Here is a 17,611-nt window from a genome sequence, read left to right as displayed (position 1 = left end):
CATCCTTCGGACCCCAGTCCTTGTAGAAGATTTCGACGCCGTCCTTGGTGGTTACATATGCCATGATGCTGATCCTTCGGTGCGTTGGGAGAGAGTTTCAGGAGAGCAGGGGTGGGGACCGGCGGCCTTCGGTAAGGGCCGGATGGGGGGATCGGCCGCCGGTCCCGAACTTCAGATCAGTGACCGCCTTCGGACGCGCCGAACATGGTCTTCGCATAATTGATGCCGATACCGTAGGCGCCGCCCCACTTCTTGGCGATTCCGGTGGTGCTGTCGTAAGTCTCGGTGCGGGCCCAGTCGCGCTGCAGTTCGAGCAGGTACTGGAGCGAGGTCATCGGCACGGCGCCGAGCTGGATCATGCGCTCCACGGCGCGCTCATGCGCTTCGGTCGAGATGTCGCCGCAGGCGTCGGTGATCACGTAGGCTTCGAAGCCCTGGTCGATGGCCGAAGCGACCGGGCCGACGATGCAGACCGAGGTCCAGAGACCGGCGAAGACGATGCGCGGCTTGGCGATGCGGTTGATCTCGCAGATCACGGCTTCGTCTTCCCAGGTGTTCATCGAGGTACGGTCGAGCATTTCCTGGCCTTCGAAGGCTTCGGTGATCTCTTCGAACATCGGGCCGGAGAAGCTCTTCTCGGCAACCGTGGTGAGGATGGTGGGGACGTTGAACGACTTGGCGCCGCGCGAAATCAGGGCGGCGTTGTTACGCAGCAGCTCGGCCGAGATCGACTTGGTGGCGAACGCCATCTGCGACTGGAAGTCGATCAGCACAAGCGCGTGATTGTCTGGCGAGATCAGCGACTTGCCGGGGGTGGCGGTGGCGGTCGGGGTTGCGGTCTGGGTCATTGGGAAGCTCCTGTCGTTGTCTGGTGAAGCTGTTTTCGCGGCATTTCGCTTTGCGGTGTAGCTGGATAAAATGGCGCAAATTGTTCGATTAAATTGAAAAGTTTGCGGTCAGGTTGCAAAAGGTGCGAAAGGCGCGGCCGATCGCGCAAGGCCATTTGCTCCAAACCGCAGAGGTAACGGAATCAACCAATGGTATAGCCCTCGAATGAGAGGGGCTGGATAAGCAAATGCGCCGGACCCATGGGGCCCGGCGCATCGGAAAGGCGCTCCGATTCGGGAGCGCGTCGAGACGTGAAATCCTATTGGGGCGGCGTCACGCCGTGACGGCCGAGGAACGCGAAGATCGTGTCCCAGACGTGCTTGCTGATCTTCGGTCCCTTCACCGCATGGGTATAGCCGGGATAGAGCATCATCTCGAACGGCACGGCATCCGCCTGGAGCTTGGAGATCAGCACGGTGCTGTTCTCGAACACCACGTTGTCGTCCGACATGCCGTGGATCAGCAGCAGCGGGTCGGTCATCTTCGTGGCGTTGGCGATGGCGTCGGAGGCCTGGTAGGCCTCGGGCACCTTGCGCGGGTCACCCATGTAGCGCTCGGTATAATTGGTGTCGTAGAGTTCCCACTTCGTCACCGGCGCGCCCGAGATGCCCGCCGCGTAGAGGCCCTGGTCGGCCTGGAGCATCTTCAGCGTCATATAGCCGCCGTAGGACCAGCCATAGGTCGCGATCTTCTTCGGATCGACGAAAGGCAGGGTTTTCAGATACTCGGCCCCGGCGCGCTGGTCGGCCACTTCGACCGTGCCCATCGCATGCCAGATCTGGCTTTCGAACTTCACGCCGCGATTGGCGCTGCCGCGGTTGTCGATGCGGAAGTAGATATAGCCCTTGTCGACGATCGCCTGCGGCAGGGCGCCGGTCCAGCCGCGCGAGACCTGCTGGTTGTGCGGGCCGCCGTAGTGCTCGAAGAACACCGGGTAGCGCTTGCCCGGCTCCATCTTCGGGGTGATCATCATCCAGTGCAGGTCGCTGCCGTCCTCGGCCTTGACGGTTCCGAAGCTGGGGGCGCGGTGCCCGGCGAGATAGGGCGCATAGGGATGCGCGGCGTCGAGGCGGTTTTCCTCCACCCAGGCGAGGCGCTTGCCTGCCGCATCCGCGACGTAGCTCTGCGAAGGCTGGCTGGGCGAGGAACGGGTGACGACGAAAGTGCGCCCGTCCTTGTTGGCCACGGCAGCATTGGACCAGCCGGTTTCAGTCAGTCGCTCGGGCGTGCCGGGCTTGTCGAGATTTGCGGCGTAGAGCTGCGGGGCGAGCACGTCGTCCCTGGTGCCGGTGAAAGTGATCCGCCCGCGTGCCTCGTCGACCGAGACCAGCTTGGTGACGACCCAGTCTCCGGAGGTGAGCTGGCGCCACTTGCCGTTCGCATAGTGGTAGAGGTGCCCGAAGCCGTCGCGTTCCGACCACCAGACGAGGCTGCCGTCCTTGAGGAAGCGGTAGTTGCTGGTGAGGTTGATCCAGCTTTTCGGCGCGGCGTTCTCGCTGAACAGGACGCGGCTCTTGCCGGTGCCGGGATCCACGGCCAGCATGTCGAGCCGGGTCTGCTCGCGGTCTAGGCGCTGGACGTAGAGCGTCTTGCCGTCGCGCGCCCAGTTGACGCGGGCGACGTAGATATCCTTGTCGGCGCCGAGGTCGATCTCGACCCGGCCGCTGCCGTCCGGCTTCATCACGAAGAGCGAGACCACTGCGTTGGGGGTGCCTGCCGCCGGATAACGCTGCTCGTAGGTGCGCGTGCCCTCGGCGCCGATCGCCGCGCGGGTGACGACGTTGACGGGTGCCTCGTCGTAGCGCTCGACCACGAGGCGGCTCTCGTCAGGCGACCACCAGTAGCCGGACATGCGGTCCATCTCTTCCTGGGCGACGAATTCCGCTTCGCCCCAATGGACGGTCTTGGCGCTCTCCTCGGGGGTGATCGGCTTCTGCGCGCCCTGTTCGAGCGAGCCGACCCAGAGCCGCTGCTCGCGCACGAAGGAGAGGTACTTGCCGCCGGGGCTGAGCGCGGAATTCAGCTCGTCCTCGGGGGAATCGGTCAGGCGGCGCACCGAGCCGTCCAGCCCGGCGAGATAGAGATCGCCGTCGAGCGGGACGATGATCGAGCGGCCGTCGTCGCTCCAGTCATAGGCGACGATGCCCTTGAGATCGCCCACGCGCTTGCGCTCGCGCTGCATCTTCTCGGCTTCGGAAAGTTCGCGGTTGGAGCCGAGCTTGAGCGAATCCACCAGCATGCGCCACTCCCCGCTCTCGCGGTCGTAGCCCCAGAGGTCGTAGCGCTGGCGGTCCTCGGTGCGGTTGCGCAGCAGGGTGAGATAGCGCCCGTCCGGCGAGATCTTCACTTCGCGCGGCTGCGGTCCGTCGAGCGAGGGGCTGGCGAAGACGCGCTGGAAATCGAGCGGCGAAGCGGTCTGCTGGGTCACGGGCGCGGCCTCTGCGGTGATGGAGTGGGCGGGAACTGTGGCGCACAGGGCGGCGAGGAGCAGGGAGATTCTGGACATCGCCCAAAGGCCTAGACGATTTTGGAGGCCGGTGAAATCACCTGATGTCAGCTGGTGGGGGCCAACCGCTGCTCCCGCTTATGCCCCGGCGGGCGGCTGGGCGCTTTCCTCCAGTTCGGCGATCTCGAACACGAAGCTCTTCCAGCCCCGCATGCGCACGGCGTCCTGCGTGGCGGCGCGCTTCTTTTTCGCCTCCGCCAGGGAGCGGGTATGGCCCCAGAACACTTCGGTCTTGCCGTTTTCCAGTTCGGCGACGATGCGCCAGTAATGCGTGAACGGATCGGCGGTTGGCCCGATCGTCTTCACATAGCCGTCCGGCATCCGCGCCGTCAGGTATCGCTTTTTCCTGCCCATATTGGGCGCGATAGGATGTTGCTGTGGCAATGTCAGCCGTCACCGGGTAGGTGCGGCGCGATTTTCAGGCAATTCAGGCAGAGGCATGGCCCGCAAGCATCGTAAACACGGCTCCTGGGAGGACACCCCGGAAGAGGAAGAAGCGCCGCCGCCGGTGCCTTGCTGGCTCTGCGGACGCCCGACCGGCAAGACGATCGTCTGGCACCACCCCGTGCCGAAGAGCCGGGGCGGGCGGGATGTCGTGCCGATGCATGCCATCTGCCAGAACACGCTGACCACCAATTTCACCAATTCCGAATTGCAGCGCCACGGCATGGATGTGGAAGGCCTGCTGGCGCATCCGAACGTGCGCAAGTTCGTGGACTGGGTGGCGAACAAGGATCCCGACTTCACGGTGGCTCCGGCCAAGAAGCAACGCTGAGTTTTCCTCCCCGTGCCGGGGAGGAAGCCATGGTCCGTTCGGCAAATCGGGTGCGCGGCCTTGGCAAGGCGGGCGAGGACGTGAATAATTTTGCGCTCCGGGCCGCATAGTCAGGCAACCGACAGGATGGACGCGCTTTGCCGATCAGTATGAAGGACGATGATTCGCGGTTCTCGCGCGCCGGAGCGCTCACCTTGCCCTCGGCGGGCCTTCTGGCTGCCGCCTTGCTCGCTCCTGCATCGGCCCTCGCCGACCCGGCACCGTTCGAGCTGAACGGACCGGATCTGCGGATCGAGGTCACGCGCGGGCAGCAGACCCTGCCGATCGCGCAAGTGCCCAGTCTGGCCGAGGGGGACAAGCTTTCGATCCATGCCGACCTGCCGGGCGACCAGGGCGAGAAGTTCCTGCTCACTTCGGCCTTCCTGCGCGGCGCCACCAATCCGCCGCCCAAGGACTGGATCACCACGGTCAGCACCTGGAAGCAGAAGGAAAAGGACAAGGCGATCTCGGTCACCGTGCCCAAGGGCGCGCGGCAGGTCGTGCTGCTGATGGTGGCGGATACCGGCGGGGCCGAAGGCGTGCTGCTCGATGCGGTACGCGGCAAGCCCGGCGAATTCGTGCGCGCCAGCCAGGACCTCAACCAGGCCTCGCTCGACCATTCGCGTCTGGCCGCCTTCATGGCCGCAATCCAGGCGCAGGACAACACCGGGCCGGAATACCTGCGGACCCTGGCACCGGTGCTGGCGCGCAGTCTTTCGATCAAGCTGAACGACGAGTGCCTGTCCAAGGTCGTCGACATGCAGGCCTCGTGCCTGCTGGAGAACCGCGAATCGCTGGTGCTCAACGACGTGCATTCCAGTTCGCTGGCCGACACGCTCACCGGCGCGCCGACCGATCTGGCCCTGCAACTGAGCGCCACGCCGGAGGGCGGTGCGGGCTACTACAGTGCCTATATCGGTGCCGCCCGCGATATCGCGCGGATTTTCGGCGCCTTCTCCAACCCGCAGTTCAACTATCTGCCGACTCTCTGGGTGCGCAAGGAGGCGACGATGTCGCTGCTGCTCAACGCCGCGCCCTCGTTCCAGAAGCCCAAGTCGGTGATGGTCGCGTCGCTGCCTGCCGTGGAGTCCGACATTCCGCCGCAGCTGCGCAGCACTGCCAAGGCGCCGATCTGCGTGGCCCGGCCCGGCGCGGTGCTGCCGGTGGAAGGCGCGCCGCTGGTCTTCTCGACCGCCTTTGCCCACGACATGAAGGTGAAGCTCACCAATGCCTCGGGCCAGACGGTGGACTTGCCCGTCGTGCCGCGCGCCGACCGGGGCGGTTACGCGATTGGGCCGGACGACCTGCCGAGCGCCTTTGCCGGTTCGGTGCGCGCTCAGCTTCACGGCATCTGGGGCTTTGCGCCGTTCGGTGGCCCCGACTTCCTGTTGCAGCGGCCGGACGGCAATGCCTGGAAGGTTGCGGGCGATCCCGACGCGCTGGTGGTCGGACGCGACAACACCGTCACGCTGGAAGGCGCGGCGCCGTCCTGCGTCGAGGAAGTCTCGCTGCGGCAGGGCAGCGGCGCACCGAAGCCGCTCGACTGGAAGGTGCAGGACGGCAATCGCCTGGTCTTCAACGTGCCGCTGGCTGGTGCCAAGCCCGGCGAAGTGCGGCTGGAGGTGCGCTATCAGGGCGCCAAGGGACCGGAGACCGTGAGCTTGCGTTCGCGGGCGGAAGCGAGCCGGGTCGACGGTTTCGAACTGCACGCCGGGGACAGTCAGGGCCTGCTCACCGGGCAGCGGCTCGATCAGGTTCAGTCGGTCAGGCTGGGCGAGACCGAGTTCCGTCCGGATGGCTTCACCCGCGAGGACGCGGTCGATCACTTGCGCCTGATCGCGCAAGGCAATGCCCGCGCGCCGGAAGCGGGCACATCCGCCAAGGCGGAAGTGCGGCTGGCGGACGGCCGCAACCTGACTTTGCCGGTCCGCGTGGGCGCCCCCCGTCCTCAGGTCGAAGTGCTCGGCCGCACGGTCTATCCCGGTCCGGCGGCGCCGGGTGCAAAGGCGCTGGAACTGGGCGCGGGCGAATTGCTGCCGGACAACGGGGAACTGGTCTTCTCGGTCAAGGCGGCGGCCGGTGCCGCGTTCGACATGCGCGACACGATCGAGGTGGCGACCGGGGACGGCCCCGTGGCCGCGCGCCTGTCCGCCGGCAAAGGTCTGACGCTGGAGAGCCGGGAAGTGCTGGTCGGGCGGCTCAAGGCGGCGGACTTGCCCGCCGGATCGTTCGGCCCGCTGCGCTTCCGGCTGGTGGGCGACGACATGACCGGGGACTGGCGACCGCTCGCCACGCTGGTCCGCCTGCCGCGGATCGAGAACCTGACCTGCGAGGCCAATGAAAAGGCAGACACGGGGCCTTGCACGCTTTCCGGGCGCGATCTCTTCCTGGTCGATGCCGTTGCCGCCGAACCTGCCTTTGGCCAGGCTGCGAAAGTGCCGTCCGGTTTCACCGGCTCCAGCCTCGCGGTGCCGCGCCCGGTCGGTGGGAAGCTCTATCTGCGCCTGCGCGATGCGCCCGGTACGCCGGTGGCTTTGTCGCAACCCTGATCCCGAGACGCGGAATCGCGCCGTTTCTTTCTCATTTCATTAGACATTGCGTTCTATACTATACCAATGAGTGACATGGCTCGGATGATCGAACGCAGTGACGCCGCGGTAATGACCGTGGACGTGACCGGGGTTGCCGCAAAGCCGTCGGGTTTCGAGATCACGGGCATCGCTGCAAGGGGCTGGGCCTGCGAAGGGGCCGAAGTCCGCGTTGCTCTCAATCCCGCAGGCACGGCCTTTCGCGAGGGCGTGCTTGGACAGGGCCGGGTCTACGACGACCGGATCGAGATCGACCTGATACTGGACGGGCGCGCCGAGCAGGATCTCGTGCGGCGCCTGCGCGAGGATCGCGTGCTGGTGCTGCACGGAACGCCGATCACCGGCAGCCTGCTGCGGATCACCGGCTTCGAGCTGCCGAAAGGGGTAGCCCGCCGCTCGCAATAGCCACGACCGCTGCAAAGCCAGCGGTTATCCTGATTCCCTGCATCGGGAGAATTTCATGGACGGGGCGTCTTTGTGAACGTGGCGGTGGACCGCTTCCTGAAGCCGCTCGGCCTTCAGGCTCGTCCCGCCGATCCCGGACCTTACTGGCCCAAGCGCCGGGTGGAGCGCATTCATCGCCCCTTCCTCTTCCTCCTCGCGCCGCCCGGAGCGGGAACGACCGCCGTGGCTCGACATGTCGCCGCGCGCGCCGATGTCGGCGGTTTGCACTCCAGCTTCGAGGGGCAGCGGCTGGTGCGGGGGTTGATGGACAACGACCAGTGGCTCGCCCAGAAATTCGTGGACTACGAGGCCGTGCTCGGCGGCTGGAGCGCGCGCATGGCCGAAGTGGAGCGCAGCCGCAGTCACGCCTTCTTTCTGGAAAAGAGCCCGCCCCATCTCGTCCGGTACGAGACGCTGTTTTCCCACTTCGCCGAATACCGCGTCGCCGTGTGCAACCGCGCACCGCTGACCAACATCGACGCCCAGCTCAAGCGCTATGCCGTGCCTGCCTATCGCGGCGTCCCGCGCGAGCAGGTGGTGCGGCACCTCGCTCGCATGTGGATCTGGCGCAGCGGGTTGCTGCGCGATGCGATCGAGCGGCACGGCTATCCGCTCGTCACGTATGAGCGGTTCCGCAGCGATAACGATGCGATCCTGACGGCGTTCGGTCTGGAGTCGAGCGCGGCTCCGGACGCTTCGACGGAGGACGGGGCGGGTTCGGCGCCAGTGCTCATGCTGACGACCGGCGAGCGCCGGATCGTCGCCGAGACCGTGGCGGAAGCGCCGGACCTGCTGGCGTTCTTCGGCTATGCGGATGAGACGGGCTGACGCTGGAAGAAAGACAGCCGTCCACCTTACGAAAGAGAGGGCGATGTTCCCTGCTTCTCCCGTTCAGTTCGCCCCGCGCGCGTAGTAGTATTGATAGTAGGCCATTTCCTCGCCCAGCACTGCCGAACTGCGGGTGTCCACCTGGGTCAGCAACAGGCCGTAGATGTGCGCCCCGGCACGGTCGAGTTCGCGCAGGGCCGTCCTGACCACGTTGCGCTGGGTGGTGCGCCAGCGCAGGATCATCAGCGTCACATCGGCCATGGCCGCCAGCGCGCGGGCCTCGGCGACCGGGATAACCGGCGCGATATCGAGGACGACGAGGTCGTACTCCTGCCGGAAGCGGTCGAACAGGGTGGCCGTCGCGTCGGAGTGGATGATGTCGAGCGGCGTCTGGGCCGTGGAGTTGAGCGGCAGGACATGCGCGCCGGAAGGTTCGTCGACGACCAGCACATCCTCTACCCGCGCCTCGCCGGTAAGCACTTCGGCAAGACCGGGACGGCCGCGCAGGTCGAGCGCGATCGTGGTGCCCATACGGCGCACGTCGCAGTCGATCAGCAGGGTACGGCGCCCGGCCAGTGCGGCGGAGCGGGCAAGTGCGATGGCCGTGCTGGTCTTGCCTTCGCCGGGGATCGAGGAAGTGATGCCGACCGAGCGGGCGACCTGCCCCTTGTGGCCGATCTTCAGTGCCGTCCAGATCGCGCGCACGGATTCGGCGAAAGGCGAATCCTTGTGTTCGACCAGGAAATCCGGGACGCCCAGCGTCTCGTCCTTGTGGAAGTCGGGCTCGTCCATCGTCGCGATGTCGGGCAGGCTGCTCACCACTTCGTAGCCGGTCAGTTCCTCGGCCTCGGCGCGGGTGCGGATGCCGCGTTCGCGCCATTCGAGCGTGAGCGCCAGCAGCACCGCGGCGATCACCCCGGCGATGCCGCCGCCCAGCATGTAGACGAGCAGGTCGGGTGAGGAGGGGCGCGGGGGCACCTGGGCGCGGGCGATGACCTGGGCCTTGCTCTTCTCGGTGCCGCGCGTGGCGAGTTCGACGCGGTAGCGGTCGAGGAAGGTCTGGTAGAGCTGGCGCGAGCTTTCGGCCACGCGCTCCAGTTCGTTGAGGCGCACCGAGGCATTGTTGCCGGCCAGCAGGCGGCCCTTGGCTCCGCCGATGGCGGCCTGGATCGCACCGACGCGCTGGCTGTCCACCTTGACGTCGGAACTGACCCCGGCGCTGGCGCGGGAGACTTCGCGGCGCAGCGACTGGCGGGCGCTGTTCAGTTGGGCTTCGGTTCTTACCCGGTCCGGGTGGTTGGGCCCGAGCGTGGAGGACTGTTCGGCCAGCTTCACTTCCAGCGTCGAGACTTCGGTACGCAAGTCGCGGATCACCGGGCTGCTGTTGACGGCGGTGCCGTTCTCCCCGGCATTGGCGCTGGCGCGGCCCTGCGAGGCGGCGAGTTCCGCTTTGGCCGAGGCCAGTTCGGTGTTGAGCGTGGAAAGCTCCTGCTGGGCGATCGTGCTGTCGTTGCTGACGGCGACGAGGTCCGCGCTGGCGCGATAGGACGCGACGGCGGCCTCGGCCTTGATGACGTCGCCGCGCAGCTGGTCGAGCCGACTGCGCAGCATGTTGATGTCCTGGCTGCGCGCGTTCTGCTCGCCCTGCACTTGTCCGCTGACATAGGCGTCGGCCACGGCATTGGCGACCATCGCCGAGACTTGCGGATCGCGCGAGCGGTAGCCGAGGTTGATCGCATAGGAGAGACCCTGCCGCGCGACGGTGAGATTGGCGCGCAGGATATTGGCGGCGGCGGCTTCGCTCAGCGGCCCCACCGCATCGGGCGCGGAAGCGGCGAGGAAGGCGCTGTTGGTGTTGAGCCGGGCATTGTGCACGGCCGCTGCCGCCACTTCCGGCGAGAGCAGGACCTGGACCTCGGTATCGACCGCCGGGGAATCGACGATCGTGTCCTTGTTGCTCTGCGCGGTACGGACGAGCTGCTGGTCTCCCCGATCGAGCGCGAGGACGACGCTGGCGTCGTATTTCTTCACCGCCAGGGCATAGGCCAGCGCGGTGGCCGCCAGTACGGCGAGGATCGCGAGGAGCATGGCCCACTTGTGCCGCCAGGCCAGCGTGGCCAGCCACGACAGGTCGATCAGCTTGCCGCCGTCGGGACCGGAAGTTGCGCCGGAAGCGGCGGGATCGCTTAGTCCCAGCCTCTGCGATGCGGAAGGGTCAAGCTTGTTCGAAGGCACGTGCAAGTTTCTACCTTCCGGGAATCGCGGAAATTCGCGGGGTCATTCTGCGGGGCTTCACCCTTTGATATCCATGAGAAACAGGTAGTAACCCGAAATCTCAGCCACCACGGCCTCGGGCGAACGGCGGCGGACGAAATCCCTTGGTACCGTGCCGGACACGGATCGCGCCGCTCCGGCGGCTGCGACGATCTGCCAATGGGTTAGCGGTGCTTTGATGGCGGTGGCGCGGGGCCAGCCGAGTTCTTCGAGCAGCGGCTCGAAGGCGGCAAGGCGCGAGACCAGCAGCGGGGTGCCGCGCTCGGCGGCGAGCACCGCGAGGCCGCTGTTCTCGCCGCTCTCGTAAGGCAGCATGAGCAGGTCCGCTTCGGCGAGGCGGTCGGCCATCTGCTGGTCGCTCAGGCGCTCCAGCGTCCATTCGATCCGCCAGCCGCGCGCGGCCAGTGCTTGCAGGCGATTTTCCAGCGCGCGGCCGGATTCCTCGTCTTCCGGGCGGCCGTGGACGAGGTAGCGACGCGGGTCGGGTTCGGCCTGCTCAAGAGCCGTCAGGAAGGCGTCGAGGCCCTTGTAGGCCTTGATGTCGCCGAGGAAGGCGATTGTTCCGGGCGTGACCCGGGCGTCCGGGTTTGGCTGCGGATAGGCGTCCGAATAAGTCCAGTGCGGTGCTACCAGTGCCGGCAGCGCGGCCAGCGCCGGATAATGCGCGCGGGCCTGTTCGAGGCTGTCCTGCGAGAGCGCATGGATGCCGTTCAGCCGGGCGATCAGATGCTTCATCCAGAAGCGTTCCAGTTTCGGCCGCTCGCCTTCGTGCGAGGCGACATTGTGCATGGTCCAGACGATCTTCGCGCCCCGGGCCTTTTGCAGCGCGAGGAAGGCGGACCAGACCGCGATCGTACGCAGGCTGCCGAACAGGCTCGCGCGGACGACTTTCTGCGGCCAGTGCAAGTGGATCACGTCGCAGCGCCCCGTGAAGCGCCGCAGCCAGCCGGGCGAGGAGACCGTGTGCCCCAGCCGCCTGAGTTGCTCCACGAGGATCGCGGTATAGGGGTTGCTGAGGCGGTTTTCCTCGCCGGGGAAGCACCAGATCCGAAGCATGGCTGCCTTCTGCTACGGCTTATATACCTAATTGCATGGGCTAGTTTCTTTGTTTGCACTGCACAATGGCGATTAAGTCTAGTCGCGGGGCGCTGATGCGAGTCGAACGGGTCGTCTTTCCTTTCACCAATGAGAAGATCGGTGGGAGCCACGTTTCCTCCTTCACGCTCGGCACGACCTTGCAGCGCGATCACGGCGTGGACGTGGTGGTGGCTTGCCCCAAAGGAAGCCTGATCGAGCAGGTCGCGCGAGAGCGGGATTTCAGGGTTTGGCCGCTCGACGAGCAGCCTGCCTTCCGCCACGGCCTCGTCGCCGAAGCGCGCCTGCTGCCGCGGCGGCTGGGCATGCTCGCGCGGCAACCGAAAGGCACGGTGGTCCACAACAACGACCTTTCGGCGCAGCAGAGCTGGGGACCGGCGGCGCGGCTGCGCGGGATCGCCTGCATCTATCACAACCGCGCCTTCAATCGGCCGGTCCTGCCGAACCTCATGGTCATGGCCACGGCGCAGCGGATCGTCTGCATCTCGCGCGCGGTCGAGGAGCGGTTGCCCGATTGGCTGCGTCGCCGCTCGGTGCGGATCGACAACCCTTTCGAACTGCCTGCCGAAGTCGACGGTGCGGCACTGCGGCGGCGCTTTGCCGAGGAATTTCCAATCGCGCGGGAAGGGCCGCTGATCGGCTTCATCGGCAATTTCGCCGAGCGCAAGCGCCTGCGTTTCTTCCTGGAAATGGCCCGCGCGATGCTGCCGGAGATGCCGCGCGCCGTGTTCGTGATCTTCGGCCGCGCGGTGGACGAGACGCAGCAGGACCTCGAAGCCTTTGCGGCGCGGCTGGGGATCGCGGACCGGGTGATCTTCGCGGGCTTTCGCCTGCCGGTGGAGGCAAACATCGCCCTGCTCGACCTGCTGGCGATCCCCGCAATCGAGGAACCGCTGGGTCGCACGCCGCTGGAGGCCCTGATGCTGGGCGTACCTTACGTCGCCACCGACGATGCCGGGCTGGGCGAGACCGGGCGCCGGTTCGGCGGCGGGCTGCTCGTGCCGCGTGGGGCGGGTCCCGGCGCTTTCGCGGCAACGGTGGTGCAGGCGCTGAGCACGGTGCGAACCGCGGATTTCGGAGAGGCGCGACGACACGCACGGGAAAGCCTCTCGGCCGCCAGCCATACGGCGCAGATTCTCAAGGTATACGAGGAACTGCTGGGCTAGTTTACCCTCTTCGTCCTAGATCGACATCTGCTGGTCCACCGTCACCTTGGAGCCGGAGTAGCTGGTTGCACTGTTCAGCACCTGGCCCGGTTTGGCGATCAGGCGCTTGACGTGCAGGTTGACCACGCCGTCCTCGGCGCGGAACAGCGGCACCGAGGGATCTCCCGAAGCGATCAGCACGTCGATGGTGATGGTGCGCGTGGCCGTCTTGCTGCCCTTGCCGATGATGCCGACGAAGCGGTTGGTGCCGAGTTCGACGAGGCCGTGGCTCTGGCTGGTCCAGGCCTTGATGCCCTGGCGGCAACCCGCAAGGTAGACGTTGTCCACCCGCACATCGCCCTTGATGTCGAGGCAGGCGTCGCTGGCGTTCAGGACGCGGCCGTTGGAGATCGTGCCGGAATAGCCCGCTTCCGTCGAAATGCCGTCGACGTTCAGGTAATGGCTGCCCGGCGCCATGAACAGATTCTGGAAGTCGAAGTTGCTGATTTCAAAGGTGCCGACGTCGTTGGCGTCCTTGCCCTTGAGGGTGATGGCGCCCCAGGCGTCGTCGCTGTTGATGGCGGGGTGGTCCTTGTCGCCGATCCAGACGAGGTCGCGGAACACCGCCTTGCCGATGCCGTTGCTGACATTGACGAGGCCGAGGCCCAGCGTCGCATCGGCGCGCGCCTGGGTATCGGACACGCGCTGGACATGAATGTTCGGCACGTTCTCGCCGCGCATCAGCGGGCCGTAGCGCTGCGATTTGACGTCCTGCATCACGAAATCGCTGGCGTCCTTGCCGTTGACCAGGATCTTGCCGTCGGCAATGCAGAGTTTCGACACGCCGGGCGTCGAACTCGTCAGGCGGATCGTCGGCACGGCCTTGCAGGCTGCGGAACCCACTTGTGGAGCGGCTATCGAAGGCATCCGGAATGTCGTGGCGGCGGTTGTCGCACTGGCCATTGTCATGGGCGCGGCGACGACACTGGACAGGGAGGCGGTCGGAATGCCGGTTGACGATCCCATCGCGGTTAGCGGAAGTGCAAAGACAAGCGTTCGGAACATGATGTTTCCCAATGACTTATGCGTTATGTTGCAAGTTACTGATGGAGCCATCACGAATATTCTCATTCGCAGGGCCTGATTCTGCTCGGTTACTTGCCGAAGCGGTGTTCAGGTCACAACTTGCGGTACGCGAAAAATGTCCTCAAACGGGGCGGAGCGTTGCCCGGTTTGCGACGGACCGTTGCGTCGCGCGGCCTTGCAGCTTGGCGTGGACGGTGAATCCGCAGAGCAGACCGTAGAACAGCAGGCCCTCGATCATCCAGAACGGCATCGTCGCCATGTTCAGCAGGAAGAAGCCCAGGTGGGCCATGACCAGCGTGAAGCGCGCGGGCGTCCGGGCGGTCAGGGCGAGGACGAACATCCAGATCCACAGCAGCAGCATTGCCGCCACGCCCAGCACGCCCAATTCGTAGAGCGTGGAGATCAGCGTGTTGTGGGCATAGTAGCGATAGCGGCCCTCCCAGGCATTGGCGCCGAAGCCCAGCATGTGCTGGGGCGGGGTGCCCGCTTCCCAGGCGTTGACGTACTGGCTCCAGAGCAGCAGCCGCCCGGAAAGCAGGGCCTGGTCGGCGCGGCTGAACTCGCCGGGATCCTTGCTGAGGATCGCCGGGTTCTGCACCAGGGTCTTGATCGCATCGAAGCGGTCGCCAGCGACGATCGGCAGCACCGGAACCGCCGAAAGCAACAGCAGCACGCCTAGGATCGTTGCGATGGGCCGCTGGGCGGGGCGGACGGCGCCGGTAATGCTGGCGATGAACAGGCCCAGCATCAGTGGTCCGGCGGTGATGATCGCCGTGCGGTAGTTGGCGGCGAAAATGCCGCCGAGGCAGATTGCCGCGATGGCCAGCTTGTAAAGCCCACGTAGGCGAGGGTTGAGGATTGCGGTCAGCAGGCCCGTCAGCAGGATGATCGAGAAGCTCGCCTCATGGTTGTAGCCGCCGATGTAGGAGGTGGAGCCGTCGCTCTCGGTCGCCTTGGCGATGTGCAGGACCAGACTGAAGCCTTGCAGCAGTAGCGGCAACAGGAAGGTGAACAGGATCCGTAGCAGCACTTTTCCGGCGCCGTCGGCCATGAAGGCGTCGTAGGCGGTGAGCGCGATGATCGCGAGATAGGCGTATTTCACCAGGCTCTCGACCGCGCCGGACGCCTCGCCATTGAGCATCGCACTCATCACGATCACCAGCAGCAGCGGCACCACCGGGGCGAGGATCAGCGGCACCGCGCGGCTACGCAGGAGCAGGAGACTGCCGATCAGCACCAGCACGACCGACGCCAGCGCGTTCCAGCTCAGCCCCAGCGGCGAGGAGGCGAAGGAAAATTTCGGCATTGCCGACATTGCCAGGCGCAAGGCGAAGGCCAGGATCAGGAACCGCGTCGATGCGCCGACACGCAGGCAGAGTACGACGACGAGCACGCAGAACAGCAGCATCGTCGGCAGTAGCAGGAAGATCGGGATGGGCGGACTGCCCGAAGTCAGTGCCAGCATCGCGTGCTCCGGGTCCTGTCAGTTGGCGTGGGTGAGCGCATGGCGATGCCTCCTGCGGCCTGGGAGCTTGCGATAGACGGCGGCGGTGCGTTTCGCCACTTCGTCCCAGTCCATCAGGGTATCGGGTAGGAGGCCTTTCGCCTCGCGCGCCTCTGCATGGTCGGCGAGGCGCGCGGCGAGGGCAGGGACATCGCCCACCGGGAAATAGCGGCTGGCGGGCAGGCCAAGGTCGAGATTGGGCTGGATGTCGCTGAGCAGGACCGGGCAGCCGCAGGCCAGCGCCTCCAGCGCGGCGATCGGCAGGCCCTCGTGAAAGGACGGCAGCACGAAAAGAGCGGCATTGCGCAGGAGAACCCCCAACCGCGCGCGCGGCACCATGCCGAGGAAGCGGATGCGCGGTTCGGCGCCTGTCTCCGCGCCTGCCAGCAGGTCCTGCGCATAGCGGTCGTCCTTGCGACCGGCTCCGGCGATGACCAGCGTGCGGGTGTCGTCGCTGCGCCGGAATGCCTCGACGAGGATGTGGATGCCCTTTTCCGGCACCAGTCTCGCCACGCAGATGACGTAGTTTCCGGCAATGAGGGCAAGTTCGTCCAGCACTTCCGCGTCGCTCTGCGGCGACGGGGGCATCGTGCTGACGCCGTTGGGGATGAATTCGACCCGCTCCGCCCGCGCCGGATAGCGCGCTTTCATGCGGGCCGCGAGCGAGGGGGAGACGCAGACAACGCGGTCGGCGGAGCGGACGCCTAGCCACTCGCCGAGTTTGAGCATGAGGCGGGCGCCGCGCCCCCATTTCTCGCGGTCGTAGTCGGCGCCGTGGTGGGTCAGCAGCACGCCGAGGCCGAGCAGACGCGCGAGCGGGGCGAAGAGAGCCGGGCCGACCGCGTGGATATGCACGGCGTCGGCGCCCCGGCGGCGGGCGTGGAGAATGCCGACGAGGGTGGAAACGAGCGCCTCGCTAACCCGGCCGGTCGGCGAATAGAGCGGCGTCAGCGTGACATGGCGAAAGCTGGTCATCGCCGGATCGACATAGGGCGCGCGGCAGCAGACCTCGATCTCGATCCCCGGGTCGAGCGCGGCGATGCGGGGCAGCAGTTCCTCGCAGTGGGTCTCCACCCCGCCCATGACGCCGGGGATACCGCGCAGGCCGGTGACGCAGACTTTCATGGCCCGACAGGCCTTGCTTCCGGTCGTGCGGCCTCGACCAGCGCGGCGCGGAACTCCTCCACCGCACTTTCGACCGAAAAGGCGGCGGCGCGCTGGGCGGCGGCGGCGGCGTAAGTGGCGCGGCGCGGGCCGGTCAGTTCCGTCATGCACCGGGCCATCGCGCCATCGTCGTTCATGGCTACTAGCGCGCCGCCGTGGCCGAATGCAGGCTCGTCGCCACGGCGTTGGACCTGCAGGATTTCCGCCGGACCGGACGGGCAATCCGTGGCCACGACCGGCAGGCCGACCGCCATCGCTTCCAGCATCGCGTTGGGAAAACCCTCTGCATTGGAGGTGAGAAGGTAGCACCCCGCCCGCGCCAGGACCGCGTAAGGGTTGTCCAGAAAGCCGGGAAAGCGCACCCGCCCGGCAAGCCCCAGCGATGCTGCCAGCGCGGTCAGATCCTCGCGCAGGGGACCTTCCCCCAGTACGATCAGATCGCCCTCCGTTTCCGTTTTCGCGAGCGCGCGGATGGCCATGGCGGCGTTCTTGTTGTCGACGAGGCGGCCCATCGTCACGTAGTCCGCGATGCTCACCGGGATCGCCGGTTCCTGCGCGGCGAGAGCGCGGATTCGGGCGGTATCGACCGGATTGTAGATCACCGAGATCCGCGCAGGCTCGATGGCGAAGTCGCTTTCCAGCGTGCGGGCGACCCCTTCGGAAACGGCGATGATCCGGCGGGCCGAGGGGTAAGTGCTGCGGATCAGCAGGCGGCTGAGGAAGCCGAGGCGGCCGGTTCTCAGATGGGCGGTGGTGTTGACCCGCTCGCTGATCACCGCAGCGCCGCCGCTGCGGCGCGTCGCGAGGATCGCGGCAACATTGGCGCGGGAGAGGAACGAGAGGGTCACGTCGGGACGCAGGCGGTGCACCAGCTTGCGCGTGCGGGTCACGCTGCGCACCATTCCGCCGCGTGTATCGAGGCGCTCGACCCGTACTCCGGCGGGCAGGCGATAGGCTTCCTCCGCCTCGTTATCGAGCAGGGCCACCGTGATCGCGAAGTCCTGCGGGCTTCGGCTGAGCCGGTCGACCAGCGTCGTGAACACCCGCTCCGCCCCGCCGCCGGCGAGCGAGTTGATGACGAAGAGCGCGCGAAGCGGCGATTCGGAACGCATGCGACCTCTCGTGATCCCTGAGCAGGCGCAGCGTAACCAGCGCGTCGCGCCGGTGATATTCAACAAAAGAGCCAGCCTGTGGCCCATCGGGGGTATCGGCAGGTTTGCCATCCACCCCCAGGCGGCTTTGATAAGCGGGGGTTTTGTCAGTGAGGGAGAGGGA

Annotated in this window: 14 protein-coding genes; 5 read left to right on the top strand and 9 right to left on the bottom strand. The window is 66.4% G+C overall.

Going from position 1 to position 17,611, the window contains the following annotated elements:
* Positions 1-176: 176 nt before the first annotated feature.
* The 3 genes from V7066_RS13305 to V7066_RS13295 form a co-directional block, all read right to left on the bottom strand.
* Positions 177-848 (bottom strand): hydrolase, encoded by a 672-nt coding sequence (locus V7066_RS13305; protein WP_334183525.1) that lies wholly within the window; start codon positions 846-848, stop codon positions 177-179.
* 299 nt (positions 849-1,147) lie between these two features.
* A complete protein-coding gene (locus V7066_RS13300) occupies positions 1,148-3,394 on the bottom strand; it encodes a S9 family peptidase (RefSeq protein ID WP_334183524.1) in 2,247 nt (748 codons plus the stop codon).
* A gap of 78 nt (positions 3,395-3,472) precedes the next feature.
* Positions 3,473-3,748: a hypothetical protein gene (locus V7066_RS13295; protein ID WP_334183523.1), complete on the bottom strand. Its 276-nt coding sequence runs from the start codon at positions 3,746-3,748 to the stop codon at positions 3,473-3,475.
* Between the two features lie 85 nt (positions 3,749-3,833).
* Here V7066_RS13295 and V7066_RS13290 point away from each other — a divergent pair, with 85 nt between their 5' ends.
* From V7066_RS13290 to V7066_RS13275, 4 genes are all read left to right on the top strand, one after another.
* Positions 3,834-4,169 carry a hypothetical protein gene (locus V7066_RS13290; RefSeq protein WP_334183522.1) on the top strand — a complete coding sequence of 112 codons (336 nt, stop codon included), beginning with the start codon at positions 3,834-3,836 and terminating at the stop codon, positions 4,167-4,169.
* A gap of 137 nt (positions 4,170-4,306) precedes the next feature.
* Complete coding sequence (locus tag V7066_RS13285; RefSeq protein ID WP_334183521.1) at positions 4,307-6,757, top strand: hypothetical protein; 2,451 nt, start codon at positions 4,307-4,309, stop codon at positions 6,755-6,757.
* A 75-nt stretch (positions 6,758-6,832) separates the two neighbouring features.
* Positions 6,833-7,201 carry a hypothetical protein gene (locus V7066_RS13280; protein WP_334183520.1) on the top strand — a complete coding sequence of 123 codons (369 nt, stop codon included), beginning with the start codon at positions 6,833-6,835 and terminating at the stop codon, positions 7,199-7,201.
* A 72-nt stretch (positions 7,202-7,273) separates the two neighbouring features.
* Complete coding sequence (locus tag V7066_RS13275) at positions 7,274-8,068, top strand: hypothetical protein (protein WP_334183519.1); 795 nt, start codon at positions 7,274-7,276, stop codon at positions 8,066-8,068.
* A 63-nt stretch (positions 8,069-8,131) separates the two neighbouring features.
* On the opposite strand, the gene V7066_RS13270 is transcribed toward V7066_RS13275, so the two are convergent.
* Together V7066_RS13270 and V7066_RS13265 are read right to left on the bottom strand one after the other, a co-directional pair.
* Positions 8,132-10,303: a GumC family protein gene (locus V7066_RS13270; RefSeq protein WP_334183518.1), complete on the bottom strand. Its 2,172-nt coding sequence runs from the start codon at positions 10,301-10,303 to the stop codon at positions 8,132-8,134.
* Between the two features lie 57 nt (positions 10,304-10,360).
* Complete coding sequence (locus V7066_RS13265; RefSeq protein ID WP_334183517.1) at positions 10,361-11,398, bottom strand: hypothetical protein; 1,038 nt, start codon at positions 11,396-11,398, stop codon at positions 10,361-10,363.
* 95 nt (positions 11,399-11,493) lie between these two features.
* Between V7066_RS13265 and V7066_RS13260 the strand changes: the two genes are divergently transcribed.
* Entirely contained in the window at positions 11,494-12,603 is a 1,110-nt protein-coding gene (locus V7066_RS13260) for a glycosyltransferase family 4 protein (protein WP_334183516.1), read from the top strand.
* A gap of 15 nt (positions 12,604-12,618) precedes the next feature.
* On the opposite strand, the gene V7066_RS13255 is transcribed toward V7066_RS13260, so the two are convergent.
* The 4 genes from V7066_RS13255 to V7066_RS13240 all read right to left on the bottom strand — a co-directional run bounded on the left by V7066_RS13255 (position 12,619) and on the right by V7066_RS13240 (position 17,448).
* Positions 12,619-13,647, bottom strand: a complete 1,029-nt coding sequence (locus V7066_RS13255; RefSeq protein ID WP_334183515.1) for a hypothetical protein — start codon at positions 13,645-13,647, stop codon at positions 12,619-12,621.
* A gap of 142 nt (positions 13,648-13,789) precedes the next feature.
* Complete coding sequence (locus V7066_RS13250; RefSeq protein WP_334183514.1) at positions 13,790-15,133, bottom strand: O-antigen ligase family protein; 1,344 nt, start codon at positions 15,131-15,133, stop codon at positions 13,790-13,792.
* Positions 15,134-15,151: 18 nt separating this feature from the next.
* A complete protein-coding gene (locus V7066_RS13245) occupies positions 15,152-16,297 on the bottom strand; it encodes a glycosyltransferase family 4 protein (protein WP_334183513.1) in 1,146 nt (381 codons plus the stop codon).
* On the bottom strand, positions 16,294-17,448 hold the full coding sequence (locus tag V7066_RS13240; RefSeq protein ID WP_334183512.1) for a glycosyltransferase: 1,155 nt from the start codon (positions 17,446-17,448) through the stop codon (positions 16,294-16,296). The genes V7066_RS13245 and V7066_RS13240 overlap by 4 nt, the downstream gene beginning before the upstream one ends.
* Positions 17,449-17,611 lie beyond the last annotated feature (163 nt).

This window comes from Novosphingobium sp., assembly GCF_036820275.1.
In the GTDB taxonomy this organism is placed as follows: Bacteria; Pseudomonadota; Alphaproteobacteria; order Sphingomonadales; family Sphingomonadaceae; genus Novosphingobium.
The sequence above is the reverse complement of the archived record's forward strand: the minus strand, read 5'-3'. Positions and strand labels throughout refer to the sequence as shown.